The organism is Gordonia mangrovi, assembly GCF_024734075.1.
In the GTDB taxonomy this organism is placed as follows: domain Bacteria; phylum Actinomycetota; class Actinomycetes; order Mycobacteriales; family Mycobacteriaceae; genus Gordonia; species Gordonia mangrovi.
In genome coordinates, this window is record NZ_CP102850.1 from 912326 (window position 1) to 934474 (window position 22149).

Sequence of the window (22149 nt, forward strand, 5' to 3'; positions counted from 1 at the left end):
TCGCCGAGGACCCCGATCTGCGTGGACCGCCTCTGGTGGTGCTGCGGTCACGCCAACGTGTGAATGCGCTGCTGGTCGTCGGGGGCGAGCACCGGTGCGATCTTCCTGTCGAAGGTGACCAGGCGCGCGGAATTCTGCGCGGCCAGATTCACCAGGTGTAGGTCGGTGACCTGACGGAAGCCGACGAGACCGGTGAGGCCGATACTCGCGTACGCCAGGGACGAATTGTCCGGCAGGAAGACCGAACGCTCATGCTCCCGCAGTGAGCCCAAGGTGGTCAACGCCGCCTCCGCCTCCACCACTCGGCCCATGACCGACCGGTTGAGTGCCATTCTCAGCAGGCCGGCCTCCGTGATCGGCGTCGTCGCGAATCGACCGGTGGCGGCGAACCATTCCTGCGCAGATCGATGATGGACATGGCCAGGCGCAAGGAGCGCCACCAGCACATTGACGTCGGGCAGATCGAGGTCACTCATCATCGAGCATGGCACGGGCGACCATCCCATCGGTCACCACGTGGCCCGGCTCAGCGGGCAGCAGCACGAGCCCGTTCGATTCGGTCGGTCGGGGTTGATCCGAGGACAGGCCCGCGAGGGCGAGCTCCGAGACAGCTTCTCCGACGCTCTTGTTGCGCCCATCGTTCACGCGAGCACGCGCAGCCGCGAGTACCTGCGGGTCGATGTCCAGCGTCGTTCTCATGTGATCAGGATAACGCATCACGCATCACCCATCACCGTCCCGCGTGCGGCCCCCGTCTCGCCATCTCGTGCAGCCGCGCGATGCGGTCCTCGGTCGGCGGGTGGCTGGAAAACAGCTTGGCCACACCGCCGCCGCGGAACGGGTTGGCGATCATCAGGTGCGACTGCGACTCGATCTTCGGGTCCTCGGGCAGCGGCGCGCGGTCGATGCCGCCGCTGATCTTGGCCAGCGCCGAGGCCAGGGCGAGCGGATCGCCGGTGAGCTCGGCGCCGGACTCGTCGGCCTGATACTCCCGCGACCGCGACACCGACATCTTGATGACCGACGCGGCGAGCGGGCCGAGCAGCGTGATCATCAGCACGCCGAGTATGCCCGGGCCATTGTTGCGACCGCCACCGAAGAAGAATGCGAAGTTCGCCAGGCCGGTGATGATCGAGGCCATCGCGCCGGCGATCGACGAGATCAGGATGTCGCGGTTGTAGACATGTGACAGCTCGTGGCCGAGCACCGCGCGGAGTTCACGCTCATCGAGCAACCGCAGGATGCCCGCGGTGCAGCAGACCGCTGCGTTCTTCGGGTTGCGGCCGGTCGCGAAGGCGTTCGGCGACTCGGTGGGGCTGATGTAGAGCGCCGGCATCGGCTGACGCGCGGTGGTGGCCAGCTCACGCACGATGCGATAGAGCACCGGCGCCTGCACCTCGGTCACCGGCTGCGCATGCATCGACCGCAGCGCCAGCTTGGCGGAGTTGAAGTAGACGTAGGCGTTCGTGGCGATCGCGATGACGACCGCGAACAACAGGATCGTCGGGCTCTGGAACATCGCTCCGATGCCGACGATGATCGCCGACATCAGACCCATCAACGCAGCGGTCTTCAGACCATTGAAATGCATCTGTCCCTCGTTCTCACGCATCACCCGACGCACGTCGTCGGGCTGCTTTCACTCTTCCAAACGACCGAGGGGTCGGCAGAGTTTCCCTCCGCCACCGATGCGGGTGGACCGTGAGGTCCGAACTCGGCTAGCGAACTGCTCACAACCTGGGGTTCGGTGCTCCGTAGCGTCGGTTTTCACCACGCCGGCGTCGGCCCCGTCGGTCCCTGACGGTTCTGGCGGGTGCGGCCAGAACTGTCGGGCCAACCCGTGCGGCGCCCGGGCTAACCCGTGCGGTCGATGGTGTAGCGGACCAGTGAGCTGAGTGCGCTGTGGGCGGGGCCGTCGGGCAGCTGTGCGAGCACGGCCTCGGCGTCGTCGGCGTAGGCGCGTAGCCGGGCGTGGGCGGCCGTCATGCCCGACGATGCGTTGAGCACCTCGATCGCCTCGGTGACGGCCGCGTCGTCGGTGACCGGCCGGGCCGCACCCGTCTGCGGATCCAGCAGCAACGCACGCAGCCGCTGCGACGCGGCGTCGTCCTCGCGCAGCGCGTAGAGCACCGGCAACGTGTGCACACCCTCACGCAGATCCGTGCCGGGTGTCTTGCCGGAGTCGCCACTGACCGAGCTGATGTCGATGATGTCGTCGGACACCTGGAAGGCGGTGCCGATGATGTCGCCGAGGGTGGACAGCCGCTCCACGTCGTCGGCGGTGGCATGCGAGGCCATCGCACCGAAGCGGCCGGATGCGGCGATCAGCGAGCCGGTCTTCTCCCACACCACCTTCAGGTAGTGCTCGATGGGGTCACCACCCGCCGCCACGCCGACGGTCTCGCGCATCTGCCCGGTGACCAGTTCGGCGAAGGTCTCGGCGATGATGCGCACGGCGTCGGGACCCAGCGTCGACACCAGCCGCGATGCCCGCGCGAACAGGAAGTCGCCGGACAGGATGGCCACGGAGTTGGTCCAGCGGGAGTTGGCGCTCTGCGCACCGCGTCGCAGTTGCGCCTCGTCCATCACGTCGTCGTGATACAGCGTGGCGAGGTGGATCATCTCCACCACGGTCGCCGAGGTGATGACCTCCGAGGCGTCCGGCTGCTCGCCGAATTGCGCCGCAAGAATCGCAAACATGGGGCGGAAGCGCTTGCCACCCGCCTTGGCCAGGTGCGTGGCCGCCTCGGTCATGATCTCGTCACCCGACGAGAGTTCGGTCAGCAACAGGTCCTCGACCTGCTCCAACGACACCCGGACGGTCTCGGCGAACTCGTCGGTGCCCAGGTCCAACCCGGCGAATGTGGACTTCACGCGCTAGCCGCTCCATCTCGTCGTCGGTGCAACCGGCCTTCTCCGGTCGGCTGCCATGCTGCCGAGCCTAGTCGTAGTCGCGGCCCGACATACTGGTCGGGTGAGTAGCGACGACTCCCCACACCCGAACGTCACCCGACCGATTCCCGAACGCACCGATGTCCTCGTCGTCGGTGCAGGTCCGGGCGGTTCCGCAGCGGCGGCGTATGCGGCGGCCGCCGGGCGCGACGTGGTGTTGCTCGACGCGGCGACGTTCCCGCGCGACAAGACCTGTGGCGATGGCCTCACTCCGCGGGCGGTGGCCGAACTCGACCATCTCGGGCTCGGCGATTTTCTCGCGCACCGGCCGCGCATCGACGGACTCGCCCTGCACGGATGGGGTGCCACCCAAGCGGTGCGATGGCCGTCGGGCCGGTTCCCCGCCTACGGCAGCGCGGTGTCGCGGATGGAGCTCGACGACGCCATCCGTGACCTCGCCCTCTCCCGCGGAGCCCGAATGGTGCAGGGCGCCAAAGCCGTCGACGTCACGATGGCCGGCGACCGGATCGCCGAGGTGATCGTCGACGACGGATCGGGTCGGGTACCGATCACGGTGCGCGAGGTGATCGTCGCCGACGGGGTGCGGTCGGGATTGGGCAAGAAACTCGGCCGCGAGTGGCATCGGGAGACCGCCTACGGGGTCGCCGCCCGCGCGTATGTGCCGTCGGGCCGCGCCGACGATCAATGGATGGGCTCGCATCTGGAACTGCGCGGTCCCGACGGCGATCTGCTGCCGGGTTATGGCTGGGTGTTCCCGCTCGGCGACGTCGCGCCCGGGCCGCTGCCGCTGTCGGGTGGGCTGCTCAACGTCGGCGTCGGCGCGCTGGCCACCGCCAAGCGGCCCGCACATATGGCGCTGCGGCCCATCCTCGAGCACTACGCGGCGATGGTCGGCGACGAGTGGGCTATTCACGGCCCGCCGCAGCTGCTGACCTCGGCGTTGCTGCCGATGGGTGGTGCGGTGACCGGGGTGGCCGGACCGAACTGGATGCTCATCGGCGACGCCGCGGCCTGCGTGAACCCGCTCAACGGGGAGGGCATCGACTACGCGCTGGAAACCGGTCGGCTGGCCGTCGAACTCCTCGCCGAGTCCACCGACCACAGCGCCCGGTGGCGCGATCTGCTCGCCGAGCACTACGGCCTCGCCTTCTCCGCCGCCCGCCGGCTCGCCGGACTGCTCACCGTGCCGCAGACCGTGCCCGCCCTGGGCCGGCCCGGCATCCGCTCGGCGCGGCTGATGTCGCTGGTCGTGCGGGTGATGGGCAACCTGATCACCCCCGACGACGCCGATCTCGTCGCCCGCGCCTGGCGCACCGCCGGTCGAGTCTCCACCCGTATCGACGAGCGCCCGCCGTTCAGCTGACCACAGCGGTCCCCATCGCTGACCGAGTAGGCGACGAGCGCAGCGAGGAGCCGTATCGAGATCCCCCCACCCCACTTTGGAACAAAACGAATGATATGTTCCATCGCATGCCCAACGCCCTGCATCGCACGCGGCACGCCATCCAGAACCGGTCGGCCGCGCGCTACCGCCACCGCGGCGAGATCGCCCGCGTCGACGACCCGGCCACCATCGCCCGCACGCTGGCCACCCAGGAGTTCCCCTGAGGCAACACACCCAGGCCCTGAGCTTCGCCCTCTTCCGTACCTATGCCGTGCCGTCGATCGGCGAATTGCTCTACGACACCGGCCAGTTCACCGAGCAAACCCAGAAGCGCTATGACGACACGGTCCTCCTGCTCGACGCCCCGATCGAGCACGGCTTCGACAGCCCGACGGGCCGCGCGGGCATCCGCCGCATCAATCAGATGCACGCGATGTACGACATCTCCAACGACGACATGCTCTACGTGTTGTCCACGTTCGTGGTGTGCCCGGTGCAGTGGATAAACGCCTACGAGTGGCGCACGCTCACCGACCACGAGATCGCCGGCCTCACCGACTACTACCGGCAGCTCGGAAAACACATGGCGATCAAGGACATCCCGGAGACCTTCGCCGACTTCGAGGCCTTCTACGAAGACTACGAACGCTGCCACTTCGCATTCAGCCCGAAGTCACTCGCGGTCGCCGACGCCACGCTGGACCTGCTGGGCACCTTTCTGCCCTACCGCCTGCTGCCACGTGCGGTGGTGCGCCGACTCTCGTTCGCGCTCATGGACGATCGACTGCTCGAGGTATTCGGCTACGCGAAACCCACTGCCGTCGAACGCGTGCTGGTGCGAGGTGGCCTGAAGACGCGCGCTCTGGCCATCCGACTGTTCGCCGGCCCGCGCGAGGAGTCGCTCTACGGTCGCGCGATGCCGCAGGTGTGCGGCTATCCGGAGGGCTATCGACTCGAGGATCTCGGCACCTTCGCGCCGGGGTGTCCCATCCCCCACGGCACCGACCGCACGGCCTGAACCTCCCGCCCCCGCCCCTGCGGAGCGAGCGTCACGAAGGGTCAGCGCACCGCGGAGTGAATCGCCGCGATCCCGCCGGTCAGGTTCTGCCACGCCACGTCGGTGAAGCCGGCCGAGCGGATCAGCGCGGCCAGGTGCGGCTGGTCGGGCCACGCCCGAATCGATTCCGCGAGATACACATACGCCGCGGGGTTGCTCGACACCTTGGTCGCGACGGCCGGCAGCGCCCTCATCAGGTATTCCATGTAGACGGTCCGGAACGGCGCGAGCGTCGGCGTGGAGAACTCGCAGATCACCAGGCGTCCACCGGGTTTGAGCACCCGCCGCAGTTCCGACAACGCCTTCGGGGCATCGTGCACATTGCGCAGACCGAAGGAAATCGTTGCCGCATCGAATGATTCGTCGGCGAATGGCAGCGCCAGCGCGTCGGCGGCGACTTTCGGGACGTCGCGGTGGGCGCCGGCTTTCAGCATGCCCAGCGAGAAGTCGGCCGCGATGCAGTGCGCCCCGGACGTGGCGAGTTCCACGGTCGACACCGCGGTGCCGGCGGCCAGGTCGAGCACGATGTCGCCGGGCCGTAGATCCAGCGCCTTGCGGGTCTTGCGCCGCCAGCCGCGGTCCTGCCCGAACGAGAGCACCGTGTTGGTGCGGTCATAGCGTTTGGCGACGCCGTCGAACATCGCGGCGACCTCGGCCGGATCCTTGTCCAGAGTTGCGCGATCCTGCGAGCCGGATTCCATGGCGACCACGCTACCCGGCGGGTCAGCCGGCGAGGGTCCGTACCTCCTCGAGGCCGGTCACCGCGCGATAGTGGCCCAGCAGTTCGTCACAGACCGCCGGCCAGGTGCGGGCCCGCACGGCGCTCAGTGCCGAACGGCCCATCTCCGCGCGCAACGTCGGATCCCGCAGCACGTCGATCACCGCGGGCAGCCGCTCGGCGAACTGCTCGGGCGGCAGCAGATAACCCGTGCGGAACTGCGACACCAGGTCACGCGGGCCGCCGGCATCCGGGCCGACCACCGGCAGGCCGCTGGCCATCGCCTCCTGGATGGTCTGGCAGAACGTCTCGTGCTCACCCGCGTGGGTGAACACGTCGAAACTCGCATACGCTCGCGCGAGCGCAGCCCCGCGCAGTTCACCGGTGAACACCGCGTGCGGCATCAGCGACGCCAGCCGGGACCGTTCGGGCCCGTCGCCGACGATGACGAGTTGCACCGACGGGTCGGACGCCACCGCGGCGAGCCGTTCCACGTGCTTCTCCGGCGCCAGCCGCCCGACGAACCCGACCACCAGCCGGTCGTCGGCGGCCCACGCCGCGCGCAGTTCGGGATCGGCGTGCGTCGGGTCGAACTGCTCGACGTCGACACCCCTGCCCCACCGGAACAGTCGCGGAACCCCGCGCTGGCCAAGGGCTTTCATCGTCTCCGTGGACGGCGCGAGGGTGCGGTCGCACATCTCGTGCAGCCGCCGGGTGTAGCGCCAGGCCAGTCGCGACGTCATCGCGAGGCCGTAGCTGGCGGCGAACCCGGCCACGTCGGTCTGGAACACCGCGACCGTCGGTACGTCGAGACGTCGGGCGGCGACGGCACCCGCCGCGCCGATCACGAACGGCGAGGCGAGGTGCACCACGTCGGGCTCCACATCGCGCAGCGCGCGGTACAGCGCCGGGGTCGGCACGCCGATCGGCAGTGACGTCACCTTGGGGACCATCACCGACGGCACCAGGTGCACGGGGCTCCGCCGACCCACCATCCGCGGCGCCGGGATTTCACCGCGGGGTGTGTCCGGTGCGATCACAACGGTGTGGTGTCCGGTCCGTTCGAGATGGTCGACCACCCGCAGGACGGAATTGACCACTCCGTTCATCTGCGGCAGGAAACTCTCGGCGACGATCGCGACCCGCATGCCGCCAGTGTCCGGCAGCCAGCTTGCGCGGGTGGGCGGAACACGTGACGACGTGCCGAAGTTCGGGTGAACGACCCGGCGACGGTGGTCTCGGATGTTTCCCGGCGCGTCGGGCACACTTCAGACATGGCCGAACTGTTGTTGCTCAGTCGCTGGCTCGGAGCCGTCCCCGGATTCCTCGGCGACCGGTGCGGCGCGGGTGCCCGTATCGGGTTCGTGCCCACCGCGTCGTCGATCTATCCCGACCGCGCGTGGGTGGATCTGGACCGCACCACGCTGCAGAAGCAGGGGTTCATCGTGACCGACATCGACCTCGAGGTCCTGACCCCATCGCAGACCGCCGCCGCGCTCGACGATGTGGACGCCGTCTTCGTCTCCGGCGGCAACGTGTTCCATCTGCTGTCGGCGTTGCGCCGCACCGGCGTCGACCGCATGCTCACCGACCGTGTTCGCGCCGGCCTGCCCTACGTGGGTGCCAGCGCCGGAGCGTGCGTCGTCGGCGCCGACATCGAACCGCTCGGGCTGCTCGATGACCCAGCCGCAGCGCCCGATCTCGCGTCGACGACGGGCCTGGGTTGGGTCGACGAGGTGATCGTGCCGCACGCCGACGCCATCGTGTCGGGCCGCGGCGTCATCGACGACCTGCGCACCCGTTACGGGGGCCGGTTCACGTTGCGAATGCTCGCCGACGATCAGGCGTTGCTGGTCTCGGGTTCGACCCGGTCGGTGGGGTCGTCCTGATCGCCCTTGTCCCGATCGGTGCCGGCCCGCGCGCGCCGAGCGTTGAGCCGACGATGGATCTCCGCCAGCAGCACCATCACCGCGCCGATGATCAACCAACTGAGCACGATGATCGACAGCGCCGGGATGATGGCGAGGGTCCAGTTGCGTCCGGCGGGCCGCGCGAGGTCGGGGTTGGTCGCGTCGTACTCGACGCTGATCCGCTGCCCCTGGGTCAGTTCGGTGGGATACAGCAGCCCGAGCCGCGGACTGTGGAAGTTGCCGTCTGGGGTCTGGAAATTGACCGCCGCATGCAGCCGGTCGGCCGAGACGACGTCGGCCATCACCGTCGCCATGTTCTCGTCGATCTGCGCGTCGTTGCGCTGACACCCCGCGACCAGCACCAACGCCATCGTCGAAACCACCACACCCAACAGCACCAACACATACTGGGTGCGGCGCAGGATGGTCGGGTTCACGAATGACAGACTAATGGTTGTGATCAGCAGCGACGTACACTGCGTGGGGGAATCGCAGGGTCGTTCGATTCCAGATATCTGATATGACGCCGGGGGAAGTCATGGTCACGTTTGCTGAGCTCCGCGATGCTCGACCCAACCTATGGGAGTCTGCTGCTGACGACATCCTCGACGTCAGCAAACAGGCAGAACGCACGGCAGACAACATTCATGCCAACGGCGTCGATCCGTTGGTGGATCACTGGCCAGATCACACCGGCACGCTAGCCCGCGATTCCTTGACGAGTTGCGCCAATAGAATGGTCAACGCCGGAATCTTGGCGCGCGGGGTTGCGACAGCACTCGACACTCTGGAAGACGCGATCGGTGTCGCCCAACGCATGCTGGTGTCTGCGACCACCTTCGCTACCTCCAGAAATCTCACCGTAGATGAGAACGGCACGGTCGCTGTTCCCGATGACACTTCGGCCGAAGACTACTACCGCGCGATTCTATGGCGAGACGAGGCTCAGTCCATGATCGACGACGCTGTCGAGGCTGCTTCTCAGGCGGACCGGTCGTGTCTCGACGCGATCACCGCATGTAGCGTCGACCCGGATTCCGTGTCATCGGACACTGCTCGCGAGAAACAGGCGCAAGCGGTGCAGGCAGCCTTGAAGGAGATGCGCAACCTGTTGCCGGACGGCCAACCGCCAGAGGAAGTGCGGCGCTGGTGGGCAGGGCTGACACCCGAGCAGCAGCTGCAACTTGAACGCGCGGTGCCGGTTGAGCTCGCCGATCTTGATGGCCTATCAAAGGACGTCAAACGCGAACTCACCGACAGCGGCCGCGGCTACAACCCCGTAGAGACAGTTCGGTTTGCCATCGCAAACGCTGAGAACGACGAGCTAGACATCTTTGGCAACAACTGCGCGAATTTCGTCTCGCACTCCCTCGATGCCGGCGGACTCGGCGAGAAAATGGATGCTTGGGCGGGCACGCTCGACGATGACAACTGGGGCAGATCTGCGGCCGGTGAAGGCGACTGGATTCCCGGGCTGGAGGGCAAAACACACACCAAATCGTGGTTCAATTCTGACGCCCAGCGGGAGTTCTTCCTCAGTAACGGCGGGCAAACAGTCGGCTTGGATCAGGCGATGCCCGGAGACGTCGTCTATTTCAACTATGCGCAGCCACATGAATCAGGCGACTTCAGCCACCACGCAGCGGTAGTGACAGGAGTGCTGCCAGACGGTCAAGTGCTGTACACCCAGCACACCCCGGGTGCAGCAAATTACAGCGTGCAGGATCGACTCCCGATGATCGAACAGGGCGAGGGCGCGCAAACGATCACGATCGTCAGGCCAAAGGAGACATGGTGACCCTGGATCACGACCGAACCAAGAGCTCACGAGTGGTTATGCTGCCAGCTGCTGCAACGGCCCTGATCTTCATTGCCGCGGCGCTCGCCAGTATTGTTGTGCTACAACACGAACGCGACATTTGGGTGGAGCAGGCCGTGAAGGCTGGTTGTCGCGACCTCCAACCGCTTCCGTCGGCAACACTTTTCGGGGGACTGGCAATCGTTCTCTCGATACTTGCGTGTGCGGCGATCGTGGCCGGGTGGACACGGAGTTCTCCACCGACATGGCTGGTTCTGATCACACTGGTCATGCTCGTCGTCGCCGCTGGGTTGGCGCTGTATGGCATTGTGACCGTCATCGATGCACCGTCTTCGCCCTACGACGGAGTTGATGGGAGCGGGCTTCCGTGCGGCAGCGGCTAGCGATGACAGCAAGTACGGAAGGCTGGAGATGACCGACCGAATCGACATCAATCCATCTGGTGTCAAGAACGCTGGCGCCATCATCGAAAATGAAGCCGGTGAGGCACGTGCTGGGCTGTTAGCACTATTCGACTCTGCCCAAACGGCGGCCGACGGCAATGACGGCTTCGCCACGGGGCCTGCGCTCGTGGCGTTCGCCAACAGCATGCGGTCGGAACTCGACTCGACAATCAACGAACTGCAGTCGACTGGCCAGCGTATCGTCGCAGCTGCCAACCGGATCGAGAGCACCGACGACGCCACCGCCGAGGGGATCAGCCGCATTGCGACATCCTTGAACGGACTTGGCAATCAGCCCTTGCCAGGTTGACGCCTCCCAACATCCGCGCCGCCGCAGTTTCCCGCCGCCGTCCTGCCCCTACCGCAACCGTGCCGCGATCGCCCGCTCCCGATAGAGCGCTTCCGCATCGGTCGGGGCGGCACGACGATAGGTGCCGAAACTGCGGCCAGAACCGAGGCCAGGGTCAGCGCGAGGCGCGTCAGCGCGGGGCGCGTCAGCGCGGGCGCAAGCGGGTCTCGATCTCGGCGCGGGCGGCGTCGAGCACGCCGGGGTCGTCGCGCAACAGGTAGGCGATGTCGGCGCCGGTAAGCAGGGTGGACAGCGCGTAGGTCAGCTGCTGTGCGTCAGGATCGCCCGCCACCTCGCCACGCTCGACGGCCTGTTCTGCGCTCTCGGCCAGCAACCGGGTCCATGCCGTGTGCTCGGCGACGACCCGGTCGCGGACCGGTCCGGGCCGGGTGCTGACCTCAGAGGCGACCGCCGCGAAGAAGCACCCACCGGCGAAGACGCGACGCTGGACATGATCGAGGTACCCGACACACAGCGCGGCCAGCCGGTCCCGCCCGGGCGGTAGCTCGAGTGCCGGCAGCACCACCTCGTGGATGAACACATCCCGCGCCCGGTCGACGACGGCGATCTGCAGATCCTCCTTGGAACCGAACAAGCCGAACACGCCGCTCTTGCTCATCCCCGTCACGGTGGCGAGCCGCGCCAGCGACAGACCGGACAAGCCCTCCACCGTGGCCAGGTCGACGGCGGCGTCCAGGATCGCGTGGCGCGAACGCTCACCGTCGGCGCGCACCCGCCGTCCCGCACCGTCATCTATCGACATGTTGACAGGCTAGCACGCACGGTCGTACTGTCTTAGTTAGCACGAACGATCGTGCTAACTAACCGAGGAGAGCCCGTCATGTCCACTGCCACCCAGACCCCCAGCGCAGCCCGCCGCCAGGCCCCGTTGCGTGACCGCTACCTCGACGATCCGGGCGCGGCCATCTCCACCAAACGCGTCGTGTCGGTGCCCACGGATGACACGGACAGCTGGCATGGCCGCATCACTGCACCCCGCTTCCCCGGCATCACGTGGGACTACGGCATCGACAGCAAGGTCGGGGGCGACGACGACCTACCCAACCCCGGCCACCTGCTGTGCGCGGCACTGGCGGCATGTCTGGAGAGCACCACGCGGATCGTCGCCGAGCATTACGGCATCGTGCTCGACGACCTGACCGTCGAGGTGACCGGCGACGTCGACGTACGCGGCGCCCTCCTCGTCGACCGCGACGTACGGACCGGCTTCCGGCAGATCGACGCCCGAATCCGGGTTCGTCCGGCGACCGGCACCGACGAACGCCTGGTACGGCAGATGCTGGCGCAGGCGGAGGCGCTGTGCATCACGCTGGACACCATCCGGCATGGCACCCAGGTCGACGTCGCCACCGAAGTCGACGACGCGGACAACTAGTGTCCCGCGTCGGAAATTCGTTTCATGAGTTCGGCGGTCCAGGTGGATGCATCGCGAGGCGGCGGAGGAAGCAGGTACTGGATGTACCTGCGACGACGCCAACGAAGCGAGGCGCCGCCTGGGCGTCGAAATCATCAACGAATTTCCGACGCGGGACACTGGCGCAACCGCGCCCCGATCGCCGCGTGCACGGCACGCAGATGATCGCGGTCGGTGGGGACCTCGATCACCTCGAGGCCACCGTCCGGGGCCGGCTCGGCCAGCACCGACGACAACTCGCCGATCGTCACCCGCCGATGTGGCACGTGGAACCCGGCGCACAACGACGCCAGGTCGGCGGAATGCGGGGTACCGAACACCCGCTCGTAGGCACCCGAATACACGCCCGTGTTGTACCGCGGATCGCCCTGCTCCAGCAGCCCGAAGATGCCGCCGCCGTCGTCGTTGGCGACGACGATGCGCAACGACTTCGGGCGTGGCTCCCCCGGCCCGATGACCAGACCGGTGGCGTCGTGGATGAACGTCAGATCACCCATCAGCGCGATGGTGTGCGCACCCGGCGCGGACCGGTCCAACGCCAGGGCCGCACCGATGGCCGTCGAGTTGGTGCCGTCGATGCCCGCGACCCCGCGGTTGGACAGCACCCGCACCCCGTCGGGGACCCGCCCGGCCAACGCGACGTCGCGGATGGGGTTGCTGGCGCCGACGACGAGCTGATCGCCGGGCCGCATCGCCGCACTCACCACCCGCGCCACGTGCAGGCCGGTGGTGACGGCCGGGTCGTCGAGCATGCTGTCGAGTTCGGCGTCGACCGCACCCAGCACGCGTTGCTGCACGTCGGCGCACTCCTTGAGCCACTCCTCGCGCGGCTCCCCGGTGGGCTGCACCCGGGTGCCGGTGGCGTAGACGTTGCCCGACACGTCGGGCCAGCGCGGCCCGGTGGTGAGCGCGTACACCGTCACGTTCGGGTCGGCGAGCAGCCGTGACACCCCACGGTGCAGCGTCGGGCGCCCGCAGATGATCGCCTGCTGCGGATGGATCGAATCCAGCGCCAGCGGGTGCAACAGGGTGTCGGCGTGCGGGGCGGTCGGCTCGGCGACGGTCGGGATGCCGGCCAGCGCCGGGTGCACGCCGGAGCCGTGACCGGAGACGACGACGGTGTCCAGGGAGAGGTCGATGGGCAGCGGGACGTCGAGCTTGCCCACGGGGGCCTGCGTCCACGGCAGACCGTCCGCGCGGCCGGCGAAGGCACCCAGGTCCTCGTCGGTGGCGTCGGGGACGAGCGGTTCGCGTAGCGGGATGTCGAACTGCACCGGACCCGCGTTGCCGGTGCGGGCACCGCGCGCCGCCGCGAGCACCCGACCGACCGCCGAGCGCCACTGGCTGTTCGTGTCCAGGTCCTGTTCGGCCAGGCCGAGGCTGATCGCCGCACGCACCTGGGTGCCGAAGATGCCGAACTGTTCGACGGTCTGATTGGCGCCCGAGCCCAGCAGCTCGTAGGGCCGGTTGGCGCTGACCACCACCAGCGGCACGCGGGCGTAGTTGGCCTCGAACACCGCCGGCCCCATGTTGGCCACCGCGGTACCGCTGGTCATCACGATGGGCACCGGTTGGCCCGACGACACCGCCAAACCCAGCGCGAGAAATCCCGCCGATCGTTCGTCGATCCGCACGTGCAGCCGGATGCGACCCGCGACGTCGGCGGCGTGCAGGGCGAACGCCAACGGGGCGTTGCGCGAACCGGGACACAGCACGGCCTCGGTCACGCCGCAGCGAATCATCTCGTCGACGATGACCCGGGCCTGCAGTGTCGAGGGATTCATCCCTCCAATGTAAATCCCTTACGCACGGCGTAAGGCCATGGTGCTCGTCACGTCATCGGCGCACGATGGACACATGGGCTTCTACGGAGATCGCATCCTTCCGCATCTGATCAATGTGGTGTGTGGCATGAAGGACACCCTCCCGTTGCGCAGTCGGGCGTGTGCGGGACTGTCGGGCGAGGTCATCGAACTCGGCTTCGGGTCCGGCATCAACGTCCCCTTCTATCCGCAGACCGTGACGCGGGTCGCGGCGATCGAACCGTCGGACACCGGCTGGAAGATCGCCGCCGACCGAGTCGCCGGTTCGAGCATCCCGATCGAACGGGCCGGCCTCGACGGCCAGCGCCTGCCGTTCGCGGACAACACTTTCGACGCCGCGCTGAGCACCTACACCCTGTGCACCATCCCCGACCTCGCCAGCGCACTCGCCGAGGTCAAGCGGGTCGTCAAGGACGGCGGAACCCTGCATTTCCTGGAGCACGGCAACGCGCCCGACGAGTCGGTGCGGACATGGCAGCGGCGGCTCGAACCGATCCAGAAGCGCGTCGCCGGTGGCTGCCACCTGACCCGCGACATCCCGGCCGCCCTGCGCGACGCCGGCCTCACCATCACCAGTCTCGACACCTTCTACGAAGAACACACGCCCAAACCGATGGCCGCGATGAGCCTCGGCGTCGCGCAGGTGGGGTAGACACCCCATATCCTCGACCGAGTGCGTCGTTGGATACTGCTGGTTCTGCTGACCGCGGCGGCGACGTATCTACTCGAACTTCTCGAGGTGGACGCGGCGGCGTTGTTCGCCGCACTCGTCGTCGCCGGGGTGCTGGCCATCGCCGGCCTCGCCCCGCCGCTGCGACGGACCCGCGACGGTGATCCCGCGGACACCGACCCACCGGCCATCCCCCGCCCGATCATGCACACCGCGCAAGGTGTGCTCGGCGTGTTCATCGGCACCATGGCCGATCCGGAGACGTTGTCCGGGCTCGGGTCGTCGTGGTTTCCGGTGCTCGTCATCGGCCTCGGGACGCTCGCGCTGTCGGTGGCCGGCGGCGCGATGCTGGGGCTGCATCGGCTGGTCGACCCGCTCACCGGTTCGCTGGCGCTGGTCGCCGGCGGCGCCTCCGGGCTGGTGGCGCTGACCCGCGAATTCGGCGGCGACGAACGGATGGTCGCGGTCATCCAGTATCTGCGGGTCGCGCTGATCACCATCACCATCCCGGTGGTGGCCTCACTGGTGTTCGGTGCCGAGTCGACGGCCGTGCGCGAGGCGCCGCCGAGCATCGCCGAGCAGGGCTGGGGACTGCTGTTGCTGGCGGTGTGTCTCGGCATCGGCATCCCGGTCGGCAGGCAGATCGGGCTGCCCGCGGCCGGATTGCTCGGGCCGATGGCGTTGGCCACCGTCGCCGAACTCACCGGCCTGGCCGGCGACGCCGCGGTCTCCACCATCCTGCTCACCGTCGCTTACGCGATCATCGGCTGGCAGGCCGGACTCGGCTTCACCATGGACCGCCTGCGCGCCATCGGCCGGGTGCTGCCGGCGGCGCTGGTGCTGATCCTCGCGATCGGGGTCGGGTGCGCGCTGATGGGGGTGCTGCTGTCGGTGTGGACCGGAGAGTCGATGTTCGACTGCTACCTGGCCACCACGCCGGGCGGGATCTATGCCGTGCTCGCCGCGGCGACCGCCGGCGGCGCCAATGTGGCCTTCGTGGTGGCCGCACAGATCCTGCGCGTGCTGTTGATGCTGTTCGTGGCTCCGTTCGCGGCCCGGGCCGCCGCGCGACGGCTCGCCTCGTGAGTTGCCGCTGCGGTCACAGCGGTCACCCGAGGACATAGTTGTCGCGGACGCTTGCCGGCACCGCACGCAGATACACCGATCGGACCTCGACCCGCCTCGGTCACCTGTCTAGAGTCGAGGACATGAACGGGGAGCCCAATTCGACCAGTGCCCGCGAGTTCGACGTCGTCGTGTTCGGCGCGACCGGCTTCGTCGGCGAACTCACCGCCCGCTACCTCGCCGAGCACGCGCCGCGTGGCACCAAGGTGGCGCTGGCCGGCCGCTCGGAGACCAAGCTGGCCGCCGCCCGCAAGCGACTGCCCGACCGTGCCCACGATTGGCCGCTCATCGTCGCCGACGCGTCGTCGCCCAGTTCGTTGGATGCGATGGTCGCCCGCACCCGCGTCGTCTGCACCACCGTCGGGCCGTACCTGCGCTACGGCGAGGCGTTGGTGGTGGCCGCGGCCAGCGCCGGCACCGACTACGTGGACCTGACCGGTGAGGCGCCGTTCGTCCACTACTCGATCAACAAGGCCCACGAGACCGCGCACGCCACCGGCGCACGGATCGTGCACTCCTGCGGATTCGATTCCGTGCCATCCGATCTCGGCGTCTACCTGCTGTACAAGAAGATCGCCGACGACAACGCGGGGGAACTCACCGACACCACGTTCATCGTGCGGAAGTTCAAGGGCGGGATCTCCGGTGGCACCTTCGATTCCGTGCGGGTGATGGCCGAGGAGTCCCGCAACGCCGAAACCCGCCGGTTGGTGCTCAACCCGCATTCGCTGTCCGGCGAGCCCGGCAACACCCCGCGCCCGGCGATCTCGTCGGAGCCCAGCGACATGTCGATGATGAGCGCCAAGAAGGTCGACCCGTCGTTGCGCGGCACGCTGGCGCCGTTCTTCATGGCCGCGTCCAACACTCGCATCGTGCGCCGCTCCAACGCCCTGCTCGACGACGCCTACGGCAAGGACTTCCACTACGCGGAGACGATGTCGGTCGGCACCATCCCGGGTGTGTCCACCGCGGTCGCCGGGGTGGTGGCAGTCGGCACCGGGGTCTTCCTGGGCGCCATGAGTTTCGGCCCGACGCGTAAGCTGCTCGACCGGCTGTTGCCGAAGCCCGGCGAGGGCCCGAGCGAAAAGGTCCGCGAGAAGGGCTCGTTCGTCACCGAGACCTACACGACCACCACCACCGGCCGCCGCTACCGCTCGGTGATGAAGATGAAGGGCGACCCCGGCTACAAGGCGACGGCCGTGATGCTCGGCGAGAGCGCGTTGTCGCTGGCGCTGGAACGTGACCGGCTCTCCGGCCTCACCGGCGTCCTGACGCCCGCCGCGGCGATGGGTGACGTGCTGGTGAACCGGTTGCGCGACGCCGGCGCGACGCTGGAGGCCGTCGAACTCACCTGAGCGCCCGACGCACCGCTGCGGGACAAGACACGACACAGCCTCAGATCTCGGTGACCACCACCTCGCTACCGGTGCCCTGGGCCACGAAACTGCCGTAGAGGCGCGGCTTTCCGGCGTTCGGACCCTCGACGACGCGCTCGCCCTGCACCGAGGTGAGCGCGTAGGCACCCTCGTCGAGTTCGATGGTGTGCGCACCGCCGGCCGTGATCACGTAGAAGTCGGTCTGGGGCACCAGGTTCCGGTCGGCGGTTCCGCTGAACACGATGATCGCGATGTCGGCGTCGCTGTCGTTGTGGACGGTCACCCCAGTCGCATCCGTGGTGTAGTACACCCCGTCCGCGGCACCGTCGGCGGCCACCGCATCGAGCGGCCACAGGATGCCGGTCGCCAAACCCTCGGACGGATCCCAGAACTTGTTGTCCGGGTCCACGATCGGCTGATCTGCGTCGCGGATGGCACCGCCGAACGGGTTGAAGTTCTGACTCAGCGTCGAATCATCCTGCACCACAACCATTCCGTAGATGATCGCGCGGCCTTCGGCGTCCCGCTCCCCCTGCACGACATAGCCGGAGATGTCACCACTGGCGTCGATGGTCGTCGACTCCCCGGCCGGCACCAGGTACAGGCCGTCGCCGTGCGGCACGTTGTACTGGTCCACCGCGATCACCGCGACGTCGGTGTCGCCGGTGTTGGTGAAGGTGATGGTGTCGGCGTCCGCGTCATAGGTGTAGGTGATGTCCTCGGCGTCGGCGATGCGGTAGTTGTCGCCGATCAGCACCTGAAAATCGGACGGATCGTAGTAGCGGTTGTCCGGGTCGATCATCCACCACTGCAGGCGTGCGGTCAGCACGTCGAGTGCCTGCGCGATCAGCGAATCGTCGGTGTCGTCGACGGCGGGCCGGGGATCGACGGCCGAGCCGACGACACTCGCGGCGGGTACCGTCACCCGCTCGCCGGGGCTGAGCAGGCCCAACAGATCGCTGCCGTCGCCGCGGCTGCGACGCAGGAACGCGCCGCCCGTGGTCAGGCTCTGGTTGAGGAAGATCAGCCCACCCGCGCCGACATCGCCGGTGAAATCGTAGAAGGCACCCGGTTCGGGGGTTTCGACGTCGGCGTCAGCCGCTTTCGATGCGACGGCAGCCGTCCCCGGTTCGCCGATGATCTCCGCGACGACCGGCGGGAGTGCGGCGTTGACCGCATCATCCGGGAGGGTCGACGCGCGGTGACGGCCGGTCGCGGGTGCATCGGCACGGTGGCGGCCCGACGGCGCCGACCAGCTCGGGACCGGGCCGACGGTGGTCGGCTCAGCACCGTCGGCGGCAGAGCTCTGGTCGGCCGAACTCTCGGGCACCGGGGTCTGCGGCGTCGACTCCGCCGCGCCGCTCGACACCTCGTCACCCGACGGCGTGCTCCCCGCCGGTTCTGTGGTCCCCGCCGGTTCTGTGGTCTCGACAGGTTCGGTTTCCCCGGACGGTTCCACGGTCTCCGCGGGTGCGGTCGTCTCACCCGACTCACCGGAATCCGCCGGTTCTGTGGTCGCACCGCCGGACTCCCCGGCCGGCGGTGCGGTGGTCTCGGTTGGCTCCCCACTTCCCGAGTCCCCGGCGTCCGGCGGTGTCGGGCCCGGCGGAGCGTCGGTGGAGGTGTCGGCGGCAGAGTCATCCTCGGCGCCGACCGGGGATCCCGATTCCGCGCCGGTGAGCTCGTCGGCTGCGGCGACCCCGACCGGCGCCGCCATCAGTAGCGCGACCGCGATCCCGGAGGAGGCGACGATGGTTCGAGTGCGGCCCACTCTCTTCACTGACATACCAATGGATCGCCGGCCGTTGCCGGATCGTTACGCGAACCGGACATCCGGGGGCGCGGAACGCCTTACTGCTGGCCGGGATTCAGCTTGATGAACAGCGCATCCATCTCCGCACACAACCGATCGCCGTCGTGCAGGGTGCCCTTGACGAAGACCTTGCGGCCGTCCACCTTCTCGGCCCAGGTGTGCGCCTGCAGCGGTGTGTTGAGCGGGGTGATCGAGCGGTACTGGACGGTGAGATAGGCAGTGCGACTGACACCTTGGACGGCGACCGCCGAGGCGTAGCCGCCCAGGTCGTCGAAGGCGACGGCGACGTGCCCACCGTGCGCGGCCTTGTTGCCGCCGAGGTGGAAGTCCCGGAAGGTGACCGACGCGAACACCCCGTCGTCGTTGACATCGGTGACCTCGAACGGTGGCAAGGTGATGTTGCCGCGCGCCGGGAGGTCGATGCGGGTGCCCGACGGCGAATGCCATTCGTCGATGCGGGCCGCGGCGAGCTTCGCGTTGACCTTCTCGAAGTCGGCGATCAACTCGTCGGCCAACTCGGGCGTCGGGCAGGCGTAGCGGACGTTGTCCATCAAGGTGCGCACCTGCTCGCTGAACTCGCCGTAGCGGGGGCCGCCGCGTTCGGTGGTGATGGCGGTGTGTGCCCGGAATCCGCCTTCGTGCGGATCCTCCTCGATCTCGCTGGCCGCCTCCGGGCCGGTTGAACCATCACTCATGGACCAACCGTATAGAACGTCCGTTCACCCGTCGCGACGTGCTCCCGGCAGATCGTCGTGCCCGATGGGCTGGGGTTTCTCGTTGCGGTCGCGCAGCCGCACCGAACGGCCGATCACCAACGCGAGCACCACCGCCACCGTGAGCCACACGGTGAGGATGATCGCGGCGATGATCCAGCCCACGTGTCCAGGATGCCACGACCGTTGCGGATATCCCTCCTACTAGGCTCGATTCCATGACTGAAACCGGTGCCGCAGCGTCTGACAACCCGTTCGATCCCGCCCAATGGGCGCCGGTGCCCGGGTTCGACGACCTCACCGACATCACCTACCACCGGCATGCCGGCGAGGGCCGCAGCAACGGCATCGTCCGCATCGCGTTCGACCGCCCGGAGGTGCGCAACGCCTTCCGTCCGCACACCGTCGACGAGCTCTATCGGACCCTGGACCATGCGCGCCGCACCCCCGACGTCGGGACCGTTCTGCTGACCGGCAATGGGCCGAGCCCCCGCGACGGCGGCTGGGCATTCTGCAGCGGCGGCGACCAGCGGATCCGTGGTCGTTCTGGCTACCAGTACGCGAGCAGTCACGACTCCGACGTCGCCGCAGCCGGTGTGGAGGGCGTCGACGAGGCGCGGGTCAAGGCCGAGGGCGGAAGGCTGCACATCCTCGAGGTGCAGCGGCTGATCCGCACGATGCCGAAAGTGGTGATCGCGGTGGTCAACGGCTGGGCCGCCGGCGGCGGACACTCCCTGCACGCGGTGTGCGATCTGACCCTTGCCTCACGCGAGCACGCCCGGTTCAAGCAGACCGACGCCGATGTCGGGTCCTTCGACGCCGGCTACGGCAGCGCCTACCTGGCCAAGCAAGTCGGCCAGAAGTTCGCCCGCGAGATCTTCTTCCTCGGGGAGGCCTATGACGCCGAGACAATGCACCAGATGGGTGCGGTGAACCGGGTCGTCGACCACGCCGACCTGGAGACCACCGCCATCGAGTGGGGCCGCAAGATCAACGGCAAATCGCCCACCGCGCAGCGGATGCTGAAGTTCGCGTTCAACCTCACCGACGACGGCCTGATGGGTCAGCAGGTGTTCGCCGGCGAGGCCACCCGCCTGGCGTATATGACCGATGAGGCCGTGGAAGGTCGGGATGCGTTCCTGCAGAAGCGCAGCCCGGACTGGGACGCTTTCCCTTACTATTACTGACGCAGAACCCCGGACCCGACAAGCCGCCGACGACCTCGCGCGCCTGCCGATCTTCCGCGCGTGCCATTTCACGCGCGAATGATCGACCGGCGCGCGACATCCGACAGCGCCGACCATCGCGGCAGCGCCGACTATCGCGGTAGCGGCGACGGCTGTCCGAACAGATACCCCTGGGCGAATTCGAAGCCCAGCTCGCGCAACGCCGGGGCCAGCGCCGCGTCGTCCACGCCTTCGGCGACCATGGCGATGCCGGTCGACTGGGCCACGTCGCGGATGGCGTGCACCAGCGCCTCACTGGCCGGGTCGTCGAGCACCCCGTCGATCAGCGTCTTGTCCACCTTCACCACATCCACCGGTAGGTCGCGTACGTATCGGAGCGCGGAGAATCCGGAGCCGAGATCGTCGATGCAGATGGTGCAACCGATCTCGTGAAGCTGCTCGACGGCGCGCGCGGCCGGGGTGCCGAGATCGACGGCGTCGTTCTCCCGGATCTCGATCCAGACCTGCCGCGCAGCCACGGCATTCGCGTCGATCTGATCCCGGACGGAGCGGGCGATCGTGGGGTCCCACAGCTGTTGAGCCGACAGATTTAACGACACGAATGAGTGTTCGCCGATCGTGGGCACGACCACCGTTGCCAGCGCCCGGATCGCTTCGCTGATCGCATGTCTGCCGATGGGCACGATCAATGACGTGTCCTCGGCCACGGCGAGAAACACCTCAGGCGACAGCAGACCGGCCTCGGTGTTCCATCGCAGCAGCGACTCGTATCCGACCGTCCGATGATCCGACAGCGTGACGATCGGCTGATAGTAGAGGACGAAGTCGTTCCCACCGGATCGACTCAGCCGGGTGGCGATGTCCACATCCTTCCGGATTTGCTCCGGTGTCAACGGGTCGGCGAACACCACGGTCTGATGCTGCAGGATGGCGGTCGACAGCGCAGCGTCGGCACAGTCGGTGACAGCTCGTGCCGTGCCCGCTTCGGGCAGATCCGCCCCGACCGCGACCCCCATGCAGATATCGAGGAATCGGGCGACACCACCGTATTCCACTTGACGGGACAGCAGATGGCCGCGTGCGGCATCGATGAGTCCCGCCAGGCCGGGGTCGTGCGCCGAGAGCCAGATCAACCATTCGAATGCCGACCGCTGTTCGAACCTCGCCGCAGAGCTCACCGGCCGCAACACCTGATCGACGAATTCGTCAGCAATCAGCGCCGATTCCGCACGACCGTAGGCCACTGCAGCCCGGTGATACGGGTCTGCCGCCACTGCGATCGCGGTCATCGTCGAATATCCCTCGTCTATCACCGGCGTCCCCGTCCCTAAATCCCGGCCCCGGTCAGCCGGTCCCCACAGTCTAAGTCCTGTACCCCCCGCAATGGGGACATCGTCCCTGCTGTAGTTCTTGT

General features: G+C 67.9%; 23 protein-coding genes and 1 pseudogene. 11 read left to right on the forward strand and 13 right to left on the reverse strand.

The genetic code is table 11. The features are described 5' to 3' along the window. Positions 1–47: 47 nt before the first annotated feature. From NWF22_RS04295 to NWF22_RS04310, 4 genes are all read right to left on the reverse strand, one after another. Positions 48–476, reverse strand: a complete 429-nt coding sequence (locus tag NWF22_RS04295; protein ID WP_160900475.1) for a TA system VapC family ribonuclease toxin — start codon at positions 474–476, stop codon at positions 48–50. Next, a complete protein-coding gene (locus NWF22_RS04300; protein WP_160900474.1) occupies positions 469–699 on the reverse strand; it encodes a hypothetical protein in 231 nt (76 codons plus the stop codon). Before NWF22_RS04300 ends, NWF22_RS04295 begins: the two co-directional genes overlap by 8 nt. 31 nt (positions 700–730) lie before the next feature. Further along, positions 731–1591, reverse strand: coding sequence for a zinc metalloprotease HtpX (htpX, locus tag NWF22_RS04305; RefSeq protein WP_160901373.1), 861 nt, complete (start codon positions 1589–1591; stop codon positions 731–733). 263 nt (positions 1592–1854) lie between these two features. Then, a complete protein-coding gene (locus NWF22_RS04310) occupies positions 1855–2874 on the reverse strand; it encodes a polyprenyl synthetase family protein (protein WP_160900473.1) in 1020 nt (339 codons plus the stop codon). Positions 2875–2974: 100 nt separating this feature from the next. On the opposite strand from NWF22_RS04310, the gene NWF22_RS04315 reads away from it, so the two are divergent. After that, positions 2975–4276 (forward strand): geranylgeranyl reductase family protein, encoded by a 1302-nt coding sequence (locus NWF22_RS04315; protein WP_309249731.1) that lies wholly within the window; start codon positions 2975–2977, stop codon positions 4274–4276. A 107-nt stretch (positions 4277–4383) separates the two neighbouring features. After that, positions 4384–5315 (forward strand): annotated as a pseudogene (locus NWF22_RS04320) (oxygenase MpaB family protein). 41 nt (positions 5316–5356) lie between these two features. Here the strand turns inward: NWF22_RS04320 and NWF22_RS04325 are convergent. Further along, positions 5357–6055, reverse strand: a complete 699-nt coding sequence (locus NWF22_RS04325; protein WP_160900471.1) for a demethylmenaquinone methyltransferase — start codon at positions 6053–6055, stop codon at positions 5357–5359. A gap of 22 nt (positions 6056–6077) precedes the next feature. Continuing rightward, complete coding sequence (locus tag NWF22_RS04330) at positions 6078–7220, reverse strand: glycosyltransferase family 4 protein (protein WP_160900470.1); 1143 nt, start codon at positions 7218–7220, stop codon at positions 6078–6080. Positions 7221–7346: 126 nt separating this feature from the next. Here NWF22_RS04330 and NWF22_RS04335 point away from each other — a divergent pair, with 126 nt between their 5' ends. After that, on the forward strand, positions 7347–7961 hold the full coding sequence (locus NWF22_RS04335) for a Type 1 glutamine amidotransferase-like domain-containing protein (protein ID WP_160900469.1): 615 nt from the start codon (positions 7347–7349) through the stop codon (positions 7959–7961). Here the strand turns inward: NWF22_RS04335 and NWF22_RS04340 are convergent. Further along, positions 7913–8419, reverse strand: a complete 507-nt coding sequence (locus NWF22_RS04340; protein ID WP_160900468.1) for a DUF3592 domain-containing protein — start codon at positions 8417–8419, stop codon at positions 7913–7915. The genes NWF22_RS04335 and NWF22_RS04340 overlap by 49 nt on opposite strands. Positions 8420–8520: 101 nt before the next feature. On the opposite strand from NWF22_RS04340, the gene NWF22_RS04345 reads away from it, so the two are divergent. Genes NWF22_RS04345 through NWF22_RS04355 form a run of 3 tightly spaced genes read left to right on the forward strand, consistent with a single transcriptional unit; the run spans position 8521 to position 10554 of the window. Then, a complete protein-coding gene (locus NWF22_RS04345; protein WP_233750865.1) occupies positions 8521–9780 on the forward strand; it encodes an amidase domain-containing protein in 1260 nt (419 codons plus the stop codon). After that, a complete protein-coding gene (locus NWF22_RS04350) occupies positions 9774–10184 on the forward strand; it encodes a hypothetical protein (protein ID WP_160900466.1) in 411 nt (136 codons plus the stop codon). The genes NWF22_RS04345 and NWF22_RS04350 overlap by 7 nt, the downstream gene beginning before the upstream one ends. Positions 10185–10212: 28 nt before the next feature. Continuing rightward, complete coding sequence (locus NWF22_RS04355; RefSeq protein WP_160900465.1) at positions 10213–10554, forward strand: hypothetical protein; 342 nt, start codon at positions 10213–10215, stop codon at positions 10552–10554. Positions 10555–10738: 184 nt separating this feature from the next. Here NWF22_RS04355 and NWF22_RS04360 read toward each other — a convergent pair whose 3' ends face one another. Continuing rightward, a complete protein-coding gene (locus NWF22_RS04360; RefSeq protein ID WP_160900464.1) occupies positions 10739–11356 on the reverse strand; it encodes a TetR/AcrR family transcriptional regulator in 618 nt (205 codons plus the stop codon). Positions 11357–11434: 78 nt separating this feature from the next. Here NWF22_RS04360 and NWF22_RS04365 point away from each other — a divergent pair, with 78 nt between their 5' ends. Further along, positions 11435–11989: an OsmC family protein gene (locus tag NWF22_RS04365; protein ID WP_160900463.1), complete on the forward strand. Its 555-nt coding sequence runs from the start codon at positions 11435–11437 to the stop codon at positions 11987–11989. A 134-nt stretch (positions 11990–12123) separates the two neighbouring features. Here NWF22_RS04365 and menD read toward each other — a convergent pair whose 3' ends face one another. Then, positions 12124–13812: a 2-succinyl-5-enolpyruvyl-6-hydroxy-3-cyclohexene-1-carboxylic-acid synthase gene (gene menD / locus NWF22_RS04370; protein ID WP_160900462.1), complete on the reverse strand. Its 1689-nt coding sequence runs from the start codon at positions 13810–13812 to the stop codon at positions 12124–12126. Between the two features lie 73 nt (positions 13813–13885). Here menD and NWF22_RS04375 point away from each other — a divergent pair, with 73 nt between their 5' ends. From NWF22_RS04375 to NWF22_RS04385, 3 genes are all read left to right on the forward strand, one after another. After that, positions 13886–14503 (forward strand): class I SAM-dependent methyltransferase, encoded by a 618-nt coding sequence (locus NWF22_RS04375; RefSeq protein ID WP_160900461.1) that lies wholly within the window; start codon positions 13886–13888, stop codon positions 14501–14503. Positions 14504–14524: 21 nt separating this feature from the next. Further along, a complete protein-coding gene (locus tag NWF22_RS04380; RefSeq protein WP_160900460.1) occupies positions 14525–15607 on the forward strand; it encodes an AbrB family transcriptional regulator in 1083 nt (360 codons plus the stop codon). A 122-nt stretch (positions 15608–15729) separates the two neighbouring features. After that, positions 15730–17001: a saccharopine dehydrogenase family protein gene (locus tag NWF22_RS04385; protein ID WP_160900459.1), complete on the forward strand. Its 1272-nt coding sequence runs from the start codon at positions 15730–15732 to the stop codon at positions 16999–17001. Positions 17002–17041: 40 nt separating this feature from the next. Here NWF22_RS04385 and NWF22_RS04390 read toward each other — a convergent pair whose 3' ends face one another. From NWF22_RS04390 to NWF22_RS04400, 3 genes are all read right to left on the reverse strand, one after another. Continuing rightward, on the reverse strand, positions 17042–18808 hold the full coding sequence (locus tag NWF22_RS04390; RefSeq protein ID WP_160900458.1) for a prolipoprotein diacylglyceryl transferase: 1767 nt from the start codon (positions 18806–18808) through the stop codon (positions 17042–17044). A gap of 65 nt (positions 18809–18873) precedes the next feature. Next, positions 18874–19530: a PaaI family thioesterase gene (locus NWF22_RS04395; protein WP_160900457.1), complete on the reverse strand. Its 657-nt coding sequence runs from the start codon at positions 19528–19530 to the stop codon at positions 18874–18876. Positions 19531–19554: 24 nt separating this feature from the next. After that, positions 19555–19713: a hypothetical protein gene (locus tag NWF22_RS04400; protein WP_202398158.1), complete on the reverse strand. Its 159-nt coding sequence runs from the start codon at positions 19711–19713 to the stop codon at positions 19555–19557. Between the two features lie 53 nt (positions 19714–19766). Here NWF22_RS04400 and NWF22_RS04405 point away from each other — a divergent pair, with 53 nt between their 5' ends. Further along, complete coding sequence (locus NWF22_RS04405; RefSeq protein ID WP_160900456.1) at positions 19767–20735, forward strand: 1,4-dihydroxy-2-naphthoyl-CoA synthase; 969 nt, start codon at positions 19767–19769, stop codon at positions 20733–20735. 131 nt (positions 20736–20866) lie between these two features. On the opposite strand, the gene NWF22_RS04410 is transcribed toward NWF22_RS04405, so the two are convergent. Next, positions 20867–22024: an EAL domain-containing protein gene (locus NWF22_RS04410; RefSeq protein WP_160900455.1), complete on the reverse strand. Its 1158-nt coding sequence runs from the start codon at positions 22022–22024 to the stop codon at positions 20867–20869. Between the last annotated feature and the right edge of the window lie 125 nt (positions 22025–22149).